Here is a 14,121-nt window from a genome sequence, read left to right as displayed (position 1 = left end):
CATTATCGATTGCTGTTGTTGGTGGGACAGTTTGGAGAACTCATGAGTCACGGCCAGGTGACAAACCCTGGATCAACAGTAGCGAACCAGGGACAGACACCGTCCGAAGCGTGTTTGTTGACCTGCCATACCTGAAGCCGGCAAGCGAAACCACCGTCCGGGTTTCATCTACCCTGGGCGAGAAAGTCGCGCCAGATCTGGTGGCCGACATCGTCATATCGCTTGACCAGCTCGCGGAAGGAACGACGGTGCGCGGAGTCCACCAAAGGCTCAGGAAGCATCGGGTCGAACACGATCTGGCGCATGGCCTGGTCGCCCAGCACATACGACTCACGGGCAGCGTCCTCAATCGGCATGCCGGCCAAACGCGCCATCGACGCCTGCAGCGTGCGTTGGCCCTCGCTGTAGGTTTTCTGCAACTCACTGGCGTCCCACAGCAAATGGGCCCGGGCGTCTCGCTGCGGATCGAACTGCTGCGCCTGGAACACTGCCGTGGAGTTTTCCACGCCCAGTGACAGCAGACGTTCGCGTGTGTGCGCCACTCCGCCGACCAGGTTATCAGGGCGGATGAACAATCCGTCATCCAGTTCGCGCAAGCCCACCAATCCGAATGCGCGCTCTCGGGCACGCAATGCTTTGCGATCGCTGCGGCCCAGGGCCGCCGTAAGCGCCACCACCCAGCTGCCATCCCACTCGCGCAGACGCGTTTCGGCCTGACGCCAAGCGCCTATCTCTTCGCCCAGCGCTCTGCCGGCCTGGCCAAGACGGTAGGCGCCGCGCACGACAGTTTCGATCAGTTCGGCGCTCTGCAACCGGGCAAGGGCAACTCGTGTGTTGTTCGCAGACAGACCGAACAAAGCGCAGGCGCGCACGGCGCTGGTGACATCCAGCTCACCACCTTCGACAACCAGGAGCAATTTGAGGATCAACTGACGCGGCGTTGGCGTCGGGTTTTCAAGCTCGTCTGAAGCGGGTTCCAACAAGAAACAGTCCTCCCTTCCAGGCACGATTCGGCACGCACCTGATGAATTATCGTAAATTACAGCGATTGACACAAAAAATACATTGAGTGTAATTTTCTCCGGACCTATCACGGAGAAACCCTCTCATGTCTGCCGCAATCCAGCCAAAGCTCGACACCCCGTTTTCAACCCACGAAGTTTTCAATCAGCCGCAGCCGTTGCCAGCTTACAACGCCTGGGACAGTGATGTCCCACTGCGCGAGGCGGTGCGAGTGAACGGCGGCGAATGGGCACAGGCGCAGTTATCGGCCCATGGCGCCATGAGTGGCGGCGAGCAAATGGAGCTGGGCGAGCTGGCCAATCGCAACAAACCCGTACTCCATGCCTTCGATCGCTATGGCCGGCGCATTGATGAGGTGCAGTTCCATCCCGCCTATCACCAGCTGATGCTCAACGCGATGCGCGGCGAGGTACACAGTTTTTCGTGGAACCACTCGGGGCAACCCGGAGCCCATGTGGTGCGCGCTGGCTTGTTGTATCTCAATGGCCAGGCAGATGCAGGCACCTGCTGCCCGTTGACCATGACCCACGCCGCCATTCCGGCGCTGTTGAACACCCCTGAGCTGGCAAAAATCTGGATACCCAAACTGACCGCCCGGGACTACGATCCACGTCCGCTACCCGTCGAGCAAAAACGCGCCTGCACCATAGGCATGGGCATGACCGAAAAACAGGGTGGCTCGGATGTACGCAGCAATACCACCCAGGCCCACCCTCAGGCCGATGGCAGCTTCAAACTGATCGGTCACAAGTTCTTCTTCTCTGCCCCCATGTGCGATGCGCACCTGGTACTTGCCCAGCTCGATGGGCGCGTGAGCTGTTTTCTGATGCCGCGAATCCTGCCTGATGGCTCGCTCAATGCCGTGCGCATCCAGCGTCTGAAAGACAAGTTGGGCGACTGGAGCAATGCCTCCTCCGAAGTGGAGTTCCAGGGCGCCACGGCCTATCTGGTCGGTGCTGAAGGTCGCGGGGTGGCGACCATTCTGGAGATGGTCGCTCTGACCCGTCTGGACTGCGTGATCGCCTCTTCGGCATTGATGCGCCAGGCCCTGGTGCAAGCACTTAACCACGTCAGCCAACGACATGCCTTCGGCCATGTGCTGATCGAACAACCGCTGATGCGTAACGTGCTGGCCGATCTGGCGCTGGAGAGTGAGGCCGCCGTGGCCTTCACGATGCGCATCGCCCGCGCCGTGGATGCCTCGCCGAACGATCCGCAGGAAGCGGCCTTCGCTCGTATCGCCACGGCCATCGGTAAGTACTGGATTTGCAAACGCACCCCGGCGTTCGTCAACGAGGCCCAGGAATGTCTGGGCGGAATTGGCTTTGTCGAAGAAAACATCCTGCCGCGCCTGTACCGCCAGGCACCTTTGAATTCCATCTGGGAAGGCAGTGGTAACGTGCAATGCCTGGATGTGCTGCGCTCGTTGCACAAAGACCCGGCAGTCAGTGAGGCCTTGTTTGCCGAACTGCAGAGCGCCGCAGGCCTGCACCCGCTGTATGACAGCCACCTGCAGTGGCTGCACAACGCATTCCAGGACATTGACAACCTCGAGGCCCGAAGCCGTCTGGTGGTGGAGCGCACCGCGCTGGCAATCCAGGCCGGGCTGCTGCTCAAGTCAGGCAATAACGAGATTGCCGACATCTTCTGCCGGGCACGCCTGGGCAACGAGTGTGGATTCGCCTTTGGCAGCCTCGATTCCAATGCACCGCTGAGCACCTTGATCGAGCGCGCCATGCCCCGTCTCTGAATTTGGCCATAACAATAAAAAAGGAGAACCCCATGAGCGTACATTTAGGACGGTTGCTGGCACAGCGCGCCGACTTGACGCCAGACCGAGAAGCGCTGGTTTCACCCACGGGAAGATGGAGCTTCGCCCAGTTCGACGCACGCTGTAATCGACTGGCCAATTATTTGGTTGCACAGGGCGTGGCCGAAGACGATCGCGTGGCGGTCTATTCAAAGAACAGCGAATTTCTCGCCTGCGCGCTGTTTGCCGTAGCGAAGGCCGGCGCCACGTTGGTGGTACTCAACTGGCGCCTTCAGGCGCCCGAGCTGAGCTACATCCTGGCCGACAGCGAACCGGCAGCACTGCTGTTCGAGGACGCGTTCGCACCCACCGTCCAGCAATTGGTAGCTGACCGACCAGGTCTGATCCTGATCAACAAAGGTACCGAACAAGCGCCAGGCGCCTACGAGCGCATCACTGCCGATACCAGCCCGGACGCGCCGCTGTTGCTGGGCCGCGGCGGTGATGCCCCTGCAGTGATCATGTACACCTCGGGCACTACCGGAAAACCCAAGGGTGCCTTGCTCTCCCACGCAGCGTTGATCTGGACCGCGCAAAGCAACAGCGCCACCCTGGAATGGAATCAGGACCACCGCTTTCTACTGATCGCCCCGATGTTCCATATCGGCGGTCTTTCACCCATGCTGACCAACGTGTTCAAAGGTTGCACCACGGTGCTGCTGCCTGACTTCGACCCGACACAGGTCTGGGAGGTGATCGCCCGTGAACGCATCACCAGCTTGATGACTGTGCCGGTGATGCTTCAGGCATTGTTGGCCCTGGCAAAAAAACAGGAAGTCGATAGCAGCAGCCTGGTTTCCGTGACCTGCGGTGCCTCGGCGGTTCCCTACAGGCTGATCGAAGACTGCCTGGCCATCGGCGTGAAGGTGCAGCAGGTGTACGGCATTACCGAATTTTGTGGCGCGGTGACCTTTTGGACCCAGGAAATGGGCCTCGCCCATGCCCACTCCCACGGCAAGGTGCTGATGTCTGGTGAGGTCAGAATCGTCGATCCGTCCAGCCTGGAACCAGTGGCCCCCGGCCTGGACGGCGAAGTCTGGTGTCGTGGGCCGATGATGTTTTCCGGCTACTGGCGTAATCCGCAAGCCACCCAGGCAGCTATTCACCAAGGTTGGTACAGAACCGGTGACATCGGTCGTATCGACGAGCATGGATTTCTCCACGTGGTGGATCGCCTCAAGGACATGATCATCAGCGGTGGCGAGAACATCTACCCGGCAGAATTGGAGGCGGTGATTGCCTCGTTGCCAGGTGTCGCCGAGGTCGCCGTCGTCGGCCAGCCTGATGCGCGATGGGGCGAGGTACCAGTTGCCTTTGTCGTTGCCGCGTCGCCAGGCGCTACCAGTGAGGCCGCGATCATCGAGGCCTGCCGCCTGCGTCTGGCTGGTTTCAAGTGCGTGAGGTCGGTGCAGATGATTGACACCTTGCCCCGCAGTTCGGTGGGCAAGGTTCTGAAGCGGCAGCTGATTGCATGAGCCCGAGCAAGTGCCGCTGAACATCAGCGGCACTTGCGCACGCGGCAATCACGTTGGCGACGCTTGGCTTAACGATCAGCGAAAACGTTCAGCGAGCCGCTTGTGCGATATCCCCGCAAAAAAGATCGACGCTGCCATCCTCAGGTGTCGTGCGCACGACAACGGAATATTGACCGGACAACAGATCCGACACAGAAATCGGAGCAACTCGCTCAAACCTCCAACCTGTCTGAGCAGTACGCTGAGTGGTAATCCTGTCGTTCATCTCGTAAGCAACCGGGCCTGGCTGTTGGCAGTTGCCTCTGTTGACGAACGTGTAAATGCGCAACGGCATGGTGGTTCCTGTCGGGACGCCAGAGATGTAGAAGTTGAAATTACTTTCGTTGTCCACGTCGGTCAGCGTCGTATTGGCGATCTGGCCGGCATTCTGCTGGGTGGCTTTCAGGGGAAGCGTCAGCGACTGGGTGGATGAACGGGTACAGCCCGAGAGGCTTACTGTGACCAGTAGCGCTGTCAGTGGGAGGGTGTAATTCATTGACAACCTCGATCGGTTGAAGAAGTGCCGGGTGGAATATTGTGTATAGCTGATTAGCTCATGTTGCACTCCTCCGGAATGTACTTCTCGGACATGCCCCATCCCGTGCCGCTCGCGCATTGAGCAATGTCTCGATCCGAGTGCAGAAACAGCAATTATTCCCAAACCCACTACACTGGATTTCCAACTAACTGCTGTAGTCCTTGCCAGAGTGAGCAGCCATGTAACCGCCAATGATTAACCCATCCACCGTAGGTGAACTTCATGAATCTCATGATCCTGGCGCAGCGTACCTGGAACTCCGCAGTCACTACGACCCGCCTTTGCTCGCACGTTGAACGCCGCCATGGCGCGCCCCTTGCCGTACTCGGGCTGAGCCTGATCGCGTCGACGGCGGTGTTCGCGGCCGACCCTTTGGCATCCTGGAATGACGGGCCGGCCAAGCAAGCCATCGTGGAATTCGTCAAGGCGACCACCCAGGAAGGGGGTAGCCAGTTCGTTTCGCCAGCCGAACGCATCGCGACCTTCGACCAGGACGGCACGCTGTGGGTCGAGCATCCTGCGTATAGCCAACTGTTTTATTGCCTGAGCCGCGTTCCTGCGGTGGTCAAGGCAAAGCCGGAGTTGGCCAGCGCCGAACCCTTCAAGACGGTACTGTCGGGCGACCGCGCCGCCATGGCAAAACTGACCCTCGATGACTACCTGAAAATCGCCATGGTGACCCTCAGCGGCATGCCTACGGATGAGTTCAAGCAGCAAGTTCGTGCCTGGCTGGCCGAAGCCCGCGACCCTCGCTGGAAGCGTCCTTTCACCGAACTGACGTATCAGCCAATGAAAGAAGTCATGCAGTACCTGCGTGACAATGGCTACAAGACCTACATTGTCACCGGGGGTGGTCAGGACTTCGTTCGCGCCTATTCCGAGGAGATCTATGGCGTGCCTGCGGAACAGGTCGTCGGGAGTGCTGGCGCAACCGAATATGTCTACGACAAGAACGGTAAACCGCAGTTGATCAAGCAACCCAAAGTAGTGCTCAACGACAACGATGCCGGCAAGCCAGAGAACATTTATCTGATGACGGGCCGTCAGCCAAACGCGGCCTTTGGCAACTCCACCGGCGACAAGCAGATGCTGGAGTACACCAAGGCCGGCCAAGGCGCGCGACTGGTGATGCTGGTGCTGCATGACGACGCCGAGCGCGAATATGCCTATGGCCCGGCTCAAGCGTTGCCCGAGACCAAGGTCGGCACCTTCACGCAACCCCTTTATGACCAGGCAAAGCGAGATGGCTGGACGGTCATCAGCATGAAAAAGGATTGGAAGAAGGTGTTTGCGTTCGAGTGAAACACCGCTGCAGGTGAATTCAACGTATGAGCAAATACCCCGCTGAGCAGTAAAAGCCGCACTAGACTCCTTCGTGCGCCTTACTCCTTACAAGGGCATGCAACAACAGCAGTCGTGATCTGTATGCAGTACTTGGGCTAATTACTCGGTGGTCAACGCACGTGGGTCAATGCAGTTGTGCACTCATCACCGGCCAACATTATGAAACAACGAGGTTGCTGGCATGGATAAGCTATCGGATCGTTTCAAGTTGTCTGTCGTGTTTGCTGCACTGTTGTCATTGAACGGGCTTGCCCACGCCGCTCAAACAGAGAAAACCAATATCCTGTTCATCGTGTCCGATGACACTGGCTACGGCGATCTGGGGCCGTACGGAGGCGGGATCGGGCGCGGCATGCCAACGCCCAAGATCGATGAGTTGGCGGCAGAAGGTGTCACTTTCTACTCCTTCTATGCACAGCCGAGCTGCACGCCTGGCCGAGCGGCCATGCAAACCGGGCGTATCCCCAATCGCAGCGGCATGACCACCGTGGCGTTTCAAGGCCAGGGCGGTGGTTTGCCAGCTGCCGAGTGGACGCTGGCATCCGTGTTGAAGACCGGCGGCTATGACACCTACTTCACCGGCAAATGGCATTTGGGCGAAGCCGACTATGCGCTGCCCAACGCCCAGGGTTATGACGTGATGAACTATGTCGGCCTGTATCACCTCAATGCCTATACCTACGCGGACCCAACGTGGTTCCCCGACATGGATCCGGAAACCCGCGAGATGTTCCAGAAGGTGACCAAAGGCGCGTTGTCCGGCAAGGCCGGCGAAAAACCGGTTGAAGAGTTCAAGGTCAACGGCCAGTACGTGGACACGCCCGTCGTGGATGGTAAACCCGGCGTGGTTGGCATTCCGTTCTTTGATAACTATGTCGAAAAAGCGGCCCTTGAGTTTCTCGACACGGCGGCCAAATCCGACAAGCCGTTTTTCATCAACGTCAACTTCATGAAAGTCCACCAGCCGAATATGCCGGCTCCGGAGTTCATTCATAAGTCCATGTCCAAATCCAAATACGCCGACTCCGTCGTCGAACTCGATACCCACATCGGCCGCATCATGGACAAGCTCAAGGCGCTGGGCCTGGATAAGAACACTTTGGTGGTTTACACCACAGACAACGGGGCCTGGCAGGACGTTTATCCGGACGCCGGCTATACCCCGTTCCGCGGCACCAAGGGCACGGTGCGTGAGGGCGGCAACCGGGTACCGGCCATTGCCGTCTGGCCAGACAAGATCAAGCCGGACACGAAAAACCACGAAATTCTCGGTGGCCTGGATTTGATGGCGACGTTCGCCTCTGTGGCTGGCGTCAAGCTGCCCGAGAAAGACCGTGAAGGTCAGCCGATCATCTTCGACAGCTACGACATGACGCCAGTACTCACCGGTAGCGCCCCTTCACCGCGCAAGGAGTGGTTCTACTTTACCGAGAATGAATTGTCCCCGGGTGCGGCCCGTGTCGGGAACTACAAAGCGGTATTCAACCTGCGCGGCGACGATGGCGCCCAAACAGGCGGTCTCGCCGTGGACTCGAACCTGGGATGGAAAGGCGCACAAAAATATGTGGCCACCGTGCCGCAAGTTTTTGATTTGTGGCAAGACCCGCAAGAGCGCTATGACCTGTTCATGAACAACTTTACCGAGCGCACCTGGACCATGGTGCCGATCTCGGCAGCGATCATGAAACTGATGAAAACGTACATTGATTACCCGCCACGCAAACTGCAAAGCATGGGCTATGACGGACCGATCGAGCTGTCGCAGTACCAGAAATTCCAATATGTGCGTGATGCCCTGAAGAAGGAAGGCATCAACTTGTCGTTGCCAAACGGTAACTGATCAATTCAGCTGAAAAATGGCGACCTCAGCAGAGGTCGCCACGGTTCGAGCCGCAGTGGCCAACGCTCCAGCGTTCCGGTTCACGCGGATAAGTGGGTACACCATGCCGCTTGAGATACGTCGACGACGCCACCAGAACATGTGCGCAGGAACCCAGGCGGCGCGCGGTCAAGCGAGAATCGGTTTGCTCGCCGGTGCGTATCACCGCGTCGAACCCCTCCCCGATCACATCGACCATGCGGTCACAAAAATGGATATCCAGCTCGACTTCCGGATACCGCTCCATAACCCCCTCAAAGACCGGCATCATCAGGTCGCCGAGTACAGGCGTGCCCACCCGAAGACGTCCACGTGGACTACCAGCCAGGCCTGACAGCTCGGACTCTGCAGCGGTGACTTCACTGAGGACGCGGCGGCAGCGCTCAAGGAACAGGGTCCCCTCGGCCGTCAGCGTGATGCTGCGTTTGCTGCGATGAAACAGCCGCACATGCAAGCTCGGCTCCGAATGAAATCCGGGCAACAAAAAGGGCCCTCTCAGGCCCTTCTGTACGTAAACCAATATCACTTGGTCAGCCAAGACTCAACGGTCGCAGAGCCATGCTAAGTTCATGAGATCCAGGGGACATCGGGCGTCAGAAAAAGCGTCCACCCCATCTGAGCCGGTGGCAATGTACTTCGCAGGTTCAATCCAACTCGCTGATGCAGACCACTTTAGGCTGCGTCATGTCTTCATACGCAAATCGAACACCTTCGCGCCCCAAACTTCCGTACTTGAAACCACCGAAAGGCATGGCATCGAAACGATAATCGGAAGAGTCGTTGATCATCACGCCCCCCGCTTCAATCTGACGCGCCAGTTTCAAAGCCTTGGAAATGTCACGTGTGAAAAGACCTGCGTGCAAGCTGTACTCTGTTGCGTTGGCCAGAGCAATGGCGTCTTCCAAATGCTCAAAAGGCTCCAGGATAACCACCGGCGCGAAGACTTCCTGCTGCCAAATCGTACTGCCATGGCTCACGCGCTCAAGCACGGTCGGCGCATAGCTTCCCCCTTGGCGATGGTGCCCACACAGCAGAACCGCCCCCTCGGCCAGCGCTTCATTTATCAATTGCTCGGTACGACGCGCCGCCTGCTCGGTAATCATCGGGCCTACATCCGTTGCTCGCTGGTGAGGATCACCCACTACCAAGGCGCGCGTTTGGCTGACAAAACGCTCACGGAAGTCCTCATAAATTGAACTATGGATAAGGATGCGCTGCGTACCGATGCAATTCTGCCCTGCTGCCCAGAAGGCACCAGACACGCACGACTCCACGGTCAATTCCATATCACAATCTTCAAGCACGAGAACCGGGGCATTTCCTCCGAGATCCATTGCCAGCTTCTTCAATCCGGCACTACGAGCGATGGCCTCTCCTGTTGCAAAACCACCCGTAAAGGAAATCATCCGAACTTCGCGAACCTCCACCAATGCTTTACCCAAGTCGACGCCACCGGTCGCCGGGGTAATCACATTGGGTGGAAGACCCGCTTTCACCAGGCACTCGACGAGCTTGAGAGCAGACAATGGCGCGAGTTCCGAAGGTTTCAAAATCACCGCATTGCCACCGGCGATTGCCGGGCCGAGTTTATGGGCGACCAGATTCAGCGGATCGTTATAGGGGGTGATTGCAACGATAAGTCCCAAGGGCTCCCGCGTGAACCAACCTTGACGCGATTCCGATCCTTCATAAGCCTCGAATGGAATCACTTCCCCGGCGTTACGACGCGCCTCCTCCGCCGATAACTTCAACGTGTTCACGCAACGCTTCACTTCCTTCTCTGCTTGTCGCAGCGTTTTTCCCGCTTCTGCAACGATCAGCCTGGCGAATGCATCAGACTCAAGCTCCACACTGCGGGCGGCATCCTCAAGAATGCGCGCACGCAGGTGACGAGGCATTGCCGCGCTCTCGCGAACGCCGATTCGCGCGCGTTCCAGCAAGCCAGGAACTGCAGCGGCATCAAGGCAAGGGACACTCCCTACCAAGCGACCATCGAATGGACTGAACACATCAATCTGTTTGGCTTCAACAAGCTGGATACTGGCCATGCTGGATACGCTCATGACTATCTCCTGTTATTTGCCGTGGGCGGTGTGGATGGCGACGATGTCCGACAGCAATGCGAAGGCCGTCTCGATACGCCCTGCCCCAGGCCCGGACACCGTGACAGCTCCCAGCAACTCGGTATTGAACGACACTGCATTCGTGGCGCCGGCAATGCCTGCCAGAGGGTGTGAATTGGGCAGCAAACGGGCCTCGACACTCGCTCGAACCGAGCCATCGGCTTCACGATCGGCTGAGCCAATCAGTTTCCAGCTGGCGCCATTGGCACTTGCCTGAGCGATATCCTGCGCGCTGATATTGCTGATGCCTGAACAGGCTACGTCACTGACATTCAGTCGTGCATTCAGAAGTTCGTTGGCCAGGATGACCACCTTGAGGCGTACGTCATACCCTTCAACATCGGCGGTTGGATCTGCCTCGGCGTAACCGAGCTGTTGCGCTTGTACGACGGCATCGTTGAACGCCAGGCCGTCTTTCATTTGGCTGAGCACATAGTTGGAAGTACCGTTCAGGATGCCTTCGAAGCCTTGTACGCTGGCACCCGCCAAGGCCTGCTTGGCCAGACGAATCACGGGCGTGCCACTCATCACTGCCCCCTCGTACTCGAAGGCGACCTGGTTGCGACGAGCCAACGCCTTGAGCTCGGCACCGTGCAGCGCAATAGGCCCCTTGTTGGTGGTCACTACATGAATGCCACTTTCCAGGGCCCAACGGCAGAAGGTGGTTGCGGGCTCGCCATCCACCGGATTGGTGAAAGTGGCCTCAGCGATGATGTCGGCACCGGAATGCTTGATCACGGTTTCGTTGAAGGCCTCGGCATTGCCGCCGGGCAGTTGAGCGAGAGCGCCTTTCTCAATCGGTAGCGCGACCAACTGCTTGGCATCCAGACCGTCTTTGGCAACGATGGAGCCAAGGAACAGATCGGTGACACCGACAATTTTGATAGTGAAACCCAGGGACTCTTTCCACTGGGCATTACGATCGGCGACCAATTGGGCGAAGCCACGGTTCACGCCACCAAACCCTACCAAGGCAATTTTGTACTCGGTCATGAAAGCTGTTCCTTTATTGATGTTGTTCGACAGGAACATCCTAAGTGCCGGGCTTTGGCAGTTGAATATGGCAGTCTGCTCTATTAATTGGGCATTTTGCCCAAACACATTTTCTTTAAAACACGGCAGAAAGGACGAACGATGTCACGGTGTTTTCCACCCCTGGCATGGCCGCGATTTCCTTCCACACAAGATGGACACGCTCAGGTGTGGCGGCATTCACGCGCAGCATTAAATCGAACTCACCACTGAGTACTTCACATTGCACGACTTCGGGAATGGAGCGCAGCGCAGCCAATACTGCTTCGCCACGCATGCGGTCGTAGCGATAGACGAAGATCACCGCACTGATAAGCGACGCAGGCCGCCGCGTTTCACCGAGGAGTACCGTATAGCCCTGGATCGCACCGTCGCGCTCAAGACGCTCGATGCGCTGGCGCACCGCATTGCGCGACAAGTTGATCTTGGCACCCAGTTCGATATGGGCTATTCGCGCATTGGCGGTCAGTTCGGCCAGTATGCGTTCATCCAACGGATCCAGAATGCGCTTCATACAAGCCTCTGCTGCGCCAGACAAAGGGCCTGGCACAGACCGTCCAGATCGCCCTTGGCCAGGTACGGTGGTTGCGCGCTCACCTCGACAGTGCTCGGAACGCTTGCTTGCCAGACGCCCAGCTCGGCCAACAGCGCCGCCGACTTGGCCGGCGCAATTTGCCCGAAGGTGACCATCGGCGCGCCCAGGCTGCGCCGATGAAGCCTGCCAGCCAGTACACCCACAGCGGTGTGAGGATCGATGGCCGAGCCCGTCTCGCGGAACAGTTCGACAACCTCATCGCGCACCTGGGATTCGTCTACGGCATAGGAATCGAAGAGCACTCGGGCACGCAGCCATTGCTGGTTGCCGATGCTCATTTCTCCGCAACTTTCAAAATGCTCCATCAGTGCTTTTGTCGAGCAGCCATCGTGCTCGTAAATCTCCCAGATAAACCGCTCCAGGTTGGAAAACAACGAGAAGTCCATCGCCGGCGATACTGTTCGATCAGTCATCCGGGTGGAGTAGCGATTGCAATGAAAAAACTGGTGCAGGGCATCATTGCTGTTGGTCGAAATGATCACCTGATTGATGGGCAATCCCATTTTCTGCGCAATGTAGCCGGCGTAGATCTCAGCCGAGCTGGCCGCTGGAACGCTAAAGCCGACGGGACGCGAGCCACCGCCCAGTTGCAAGGCCGCGTGGAAGTAAAAAACGATCTGGGCCAGGACGCCGATCCAATTGGTCGAGTTGAAACAGATCGGCATCACTGCGCCCAATGGCCACTCACGCAATAGTCGGGAGACCAGCATCTGGCAATCATCGAAATTACCGTCAACCGCAAACAGCTGGACCCGCTGCGGGTCGGCTGCCTGCAAGACACTGAGTTGCTCAGGCGCAAGACCATCGCGCGGATACAGTATCGCCATGCGGGCGGCCGGGCAGTCAGTAAAGGCTTCAAGCGCAGCAAGGCCGGTATCACCGTTAGTTGCACCGACCACCAACGCTTCTTTACCGACCTCCTCAAGAAAATGCTTGACCAGGCGCGACTGCAATTGCGCGGCGAAATCCTTGGAAGAACGGGTCGGGCCATGAAACAGCTGGAGTATCCACTCGTTATGCCCTATCTGCTCAAGCGGCGTAATGGCGCGATGCTTGAATTGTCGATAGCTGTCACTGAGCAAGCCACGCAGGGTACTTTCATCTATGGAAGAGCCAACAAAAGGCGAAATCACTCGCCAAACCAACTCATCGAACGGCAGCCACGACCAGCTGGCAATCTGTTTCTCAGTGAATACCGGCAAACTGGCTGGGACATAGAGACCACCGTTTTCGGCGAGCCCCGACAGAACCACACTGCGAAAATCTGCCCGCATGTCACCGCCGCGTGTGCTTACATAATCCATGACCACTCCCAATCGGTATTACAAAAGGCGATGGGCTTGAGCCACCAGCCAGGTAGAAAAATTTGCGGCATCAGGCGATAGCGCTTCGCTCTGTTCGTGCACCAGATAAAAAGACTCACTGGCCTCGATTCGGTGACTGAACGGCGCAACCAATTGCCCACTCTTGAGCAAATCCTCGACCACCGAAGACCGTGCCAGCGCAACGCCCTGCCCCAATTCGGCCATGCGGATCGTGGAAATCAGCGTGTCAAACTGAAGGCCGCGGGAATAGTCGACGTCGTCTGCTCCAACTCGCTTCAACCAGTAACCCCAACCCTCTTCGTACCCCAAAACATGCAGCAGAGAATGGTTCATCAAGTCGCGAGGCTCATGTATGGGTGAGCTGGCCATGAGCTGTGGGGAGCAAACAGGCTGAAGGATGTCCCAGGTCAATCGCTGAGCGTGCAAGCCTGACCACGAACCGCATCCCCAGCGAATCTCCAGGTCATCCTCGCCATCCGGTTCTTTCACCCAGATGTTGCTGATATATCGAATATCAATCTGGGGGTACTCCCGACAGAAATCTGCGAGCCGGGGGGCCAACCAATAGTGAAGAAAGGAAAGACTGCCACGCACTTTCAAATGTCTTCGATTGTGCTGGCCGAAAATCTCGTTGGTGCCAACGGCAAGGCGACTGATCGCGTCCTGGACGACAGGCAGGTAGGACTGCCCCTCCTCGGTCAAGCCAAGCCCTCGGGGCAAGCGCTTGAACAGCGCCACCCCGAGGTGACTTTCCAACTGACGGATCTGCTGACTCACAGCCCCTTGAGTCAAATGGAGCTCTTGCGCTGCGTGGGTAAAGTTCAAATAACGCGCCGATACTTCGAATGCCCTCAACCAATTCAAGGGTGGTAGTGACTTTTGACTCATCGGCGCAACCTCATCAGGACTTTATCTATACACAATCATTGCCTGAGAAA

The 14,121-nt window shown here is 57.8% G+C and carries 11 protein-coding genes and 1 pseudogene; 4 read left to right on the top strand and 8 right to left on the bottom strand.

What is annotated here, in order from left to right:
• Positions 1-164: 164 nt before the first annotated feature.
• On the bottom strand, positions 165-980 hold the full coding sequence (locus Q8X48_RS23260) for a PaaX family transcriptional regulator C-terminal domain-containing protein (protein ID WP_407801327.1): 816 nt from the start codon (positions 978-980) through the stop codon (positions 165-167).
• Positions 981-1,108: 128 nt separating this feature from the next.
• Here Q8X48_RS23260 and Q8X48_RS23255 point away from each other — a divergent pair, with 128 nt between their 5' ends.
• Positions 1,109-2,773, top strand: coding sequence for an isovaleryl-CoA dehydrogenase (locus Q8X48_RS23255; protein WP_407801326.1), 1,665 nt, complete (start codon positions 1,109-1,111; stop codon positions 2,771-2,773).
• Between the two features lie 32 nt (positions 2,774-2,805).
• Positions 2,806-4,308, top strand: a complete 1,503-nt coding sequence (menE, locus tag Q8X48_RS23250) for an o-succinylbenzoate--CoA ligase (RefSeq protein ID WP_407801325.1) — start codon at positions 2,806-2,808, stop codon at positions 4,306-4,308.
• Between the two features lie 88 nt (positions 4,309-4,396).
• Here the strand turns inward: menE and Q8X48_RS23245 are convergent, their stop codons facing one another.
• Positions 4,397-4,843 carry a hypothetical protein gene (locus Q8X48_RS23245; protein ID WP_407801324.1) on the bottom strand — a complete coding sequence of 149 codons (447 nt, stop codon included), beginning with the start codon at positions 4,841-4,843 and terminating at the stop codon, positions 4,397-4,399.
• Positions 4,844-5,107: 264 nt separating this feature from the next.
• Between Q8X48_RS23245 and Q8X48_RS23240 the strand changes: the two genes are divergently transcribed.
• Together Q8X48_RS23240 and Q8X48_RS23235 are read left to right on the top strand one after the other, a co-directional pair.
• Positions 5,108-6,187 carry an HAD family hydrolase gene (locus tag Q8X48_RS23240; protein ID WP_407801323.1) on the top strand — a complete coding sequence of 360 codons (1,080 nt, stop codon included), beginning with the start codon at positions 5,108-5,110 and terminating at the stop codon, positions 6,185-6,187.
• A 223-nt stretch (positions 6,188-6,410) separates the two neighbouring features.
• Complete coding sequence (locus Q8X48_RS23235) at positions 6,411-8,069, top strand: arylsulfatase (RefSeq protein ID WP_407801322.1); 1,659 nt, start codon at positions 6,411-6,413, stop codon at positions 8,067-8,069.
• 47 nt (positions 8,070-8,116) lie between these two features.
• Here the strand turns inward: Q8X48_RS23235 and Q8X48_RS23230 are convergent.
• From Q8X48_RS23230 to Q8X48_RS23205, 6 genes and pseudogenes are all read right to left on the bottom strand, one after another.
• Positions 8,117-8,571: pseudogene (locus Q8X48_RS23230) on the bottom strand (LysR substrate-binding domain-containing protein); the annotation flags it as partial.
• A 181-nt stretch (positions 8,572-8,752) separates the two neighbouring features.
• Positions 8,753-10,171, bottom strand: a complete 1,419-nt coding sequence (locus tag Q8X48_RS23225; RefSeq protein WP_407801321.1) for an aldehyde dehydrogenase family protein — start codon at positions 10,169-10,171, stop codon at positions 8,753-8,755.
• Between the two features lie 12 nt (positions 10,172-10,183).
• On the bottom strand, positions 10,184-11,224 hold the full coding sequence (locus Q8X48_RS23220; RefSeq protein WP_217835216.1) for a homoserine dehydrogenase: 1,041 nt from the start codon (positions 11,222-11,224) through the stop codon (positions 10,184-10,186).
• Positions 11,225-11,339: 115 nt separating this feature from the next.
• A complete protein-coding gene (locus Q8X48_RS23215; RefSeq protein WP_015095149.1) occupies positions 11,340-11,777 on the bottom strand; it encodes an Lrp/AsnC family transcriptional regulator in 438 nt (145 codons plus the stop codon).
• Entirely contained in the window at positions 11,774-13,162 is a 1,389-nt protein-coding gene (thrC, locus tag Q8X48_RS23210) for a threonine synthase (protein ID WP_015095150.1), read from the bottom strand. The genes Q8X48_RS23215 and thrC overlap by 4 nt, the downstream gene beginning before the upstream one ends.
• 18 nt (positions 13,163-13,180) lie before the next feature.
• Positions 13,181-14,071 carry a LysR substrate-binding domain-containing protein gene (locus tag Q8X48_RS23205; protein ID WP_407801320.1) on the bottom strand — a complete coding sequence of 297 codons (891 nt, stop codon included), beginning with the start codon at positions 14,069-14,071 and terminating at the stop codon, positions 13,181-13,183.
• Positions 14,072-14,121 lie beyond the last annotated feature (50 nt).

Origin of the sequence: Pseudomonas sp. QLc11A, from assembly GCF_052112305.1 — a bacterium.
GTDB lineage: Bacteria > Pseudomonadota > Gammaproteobacteria > Pseudomonadales > Pseudomonadaceae > Aquipseudomonas > Aquipseudomonas laurylsulfatiphila.
Note: the sequence above shows the minus strand (reverse complement) of the source record. Positions and strands in the feature narration are given on the sequence as shown.

Bases quoted from the DNA above. Each gene is read 5' to 3' on its own strand.
- Q8X48_RS23205 (WP_407801320.1), bottom strand. From the start codon at position 14,071: ATGAGTCAAAAGTCACTACCACCCTTGAATTGGTTGAGGGCATTCGAA.
- thrC (WP_015095150.1), bottom strand. From the start codon at position 13,162: ATGGATTATGTAAGCACACGCGGCGGTGACATGCGGGCAGATTTTCGC.
- Q8X48_RS23220 (WP_217835216.1), bottom strand. From the start codon at position 11,224: ATGACCGAGTACAAAATTGCCTTGGTAGGGTTTGGTGGCGTGAACCGT.
- Q8X48_RS23225 (WP_407801321.1), bottom strand. From the start codon at position 10,171: ATGAGCGTATCCAGCATGGCCAGTATCCAGCTTGTTGAAGCCAAACAG.
- Q8X48_RS23240 (WP_407801323.1), top strand. From the start codon at position 5,108: ATGAATCTCATGATCCTGGCGCAGCGTACCTGGAACTCCGCAGTCACT.
- menE (WP_407801325.1), top strand. From the start codon at position 2,806: ATGAGCGTACATTTAGGACGGTTGCTGGCACAGCGCGCCGACTTGACG.
- Q8X48_RS23255 (WP_407801326.1), top strand. From the start codon at position 1,109: ATGTCTGCCGCAATCCAGCCAAAGCTCGACACCCCGTTTTCAACCCAC.
- Q8X48_RS23215 (WP_015095149.1), bottom strand. From the start codon at position 11,777: ATGAAGCGCATTCTGGATCCGTTGGATGAACGCATACTGGCCGAACTG.
- Q8X48_RS23235 (WP_407801322.1), top strand. From the start codon at position 6,411: ATGGATAAGCTATCGGATCGTTTCAAGTTGTCTGTCGTGTTTGCTGCA.
- Q8X48_RS23245 (WP_407801324.1), bottom strand. From the start codon at position 4,843: ATGAATTACACCCTCCCACTGACAGCGCTACTGGTCACAGTAAGCCTC.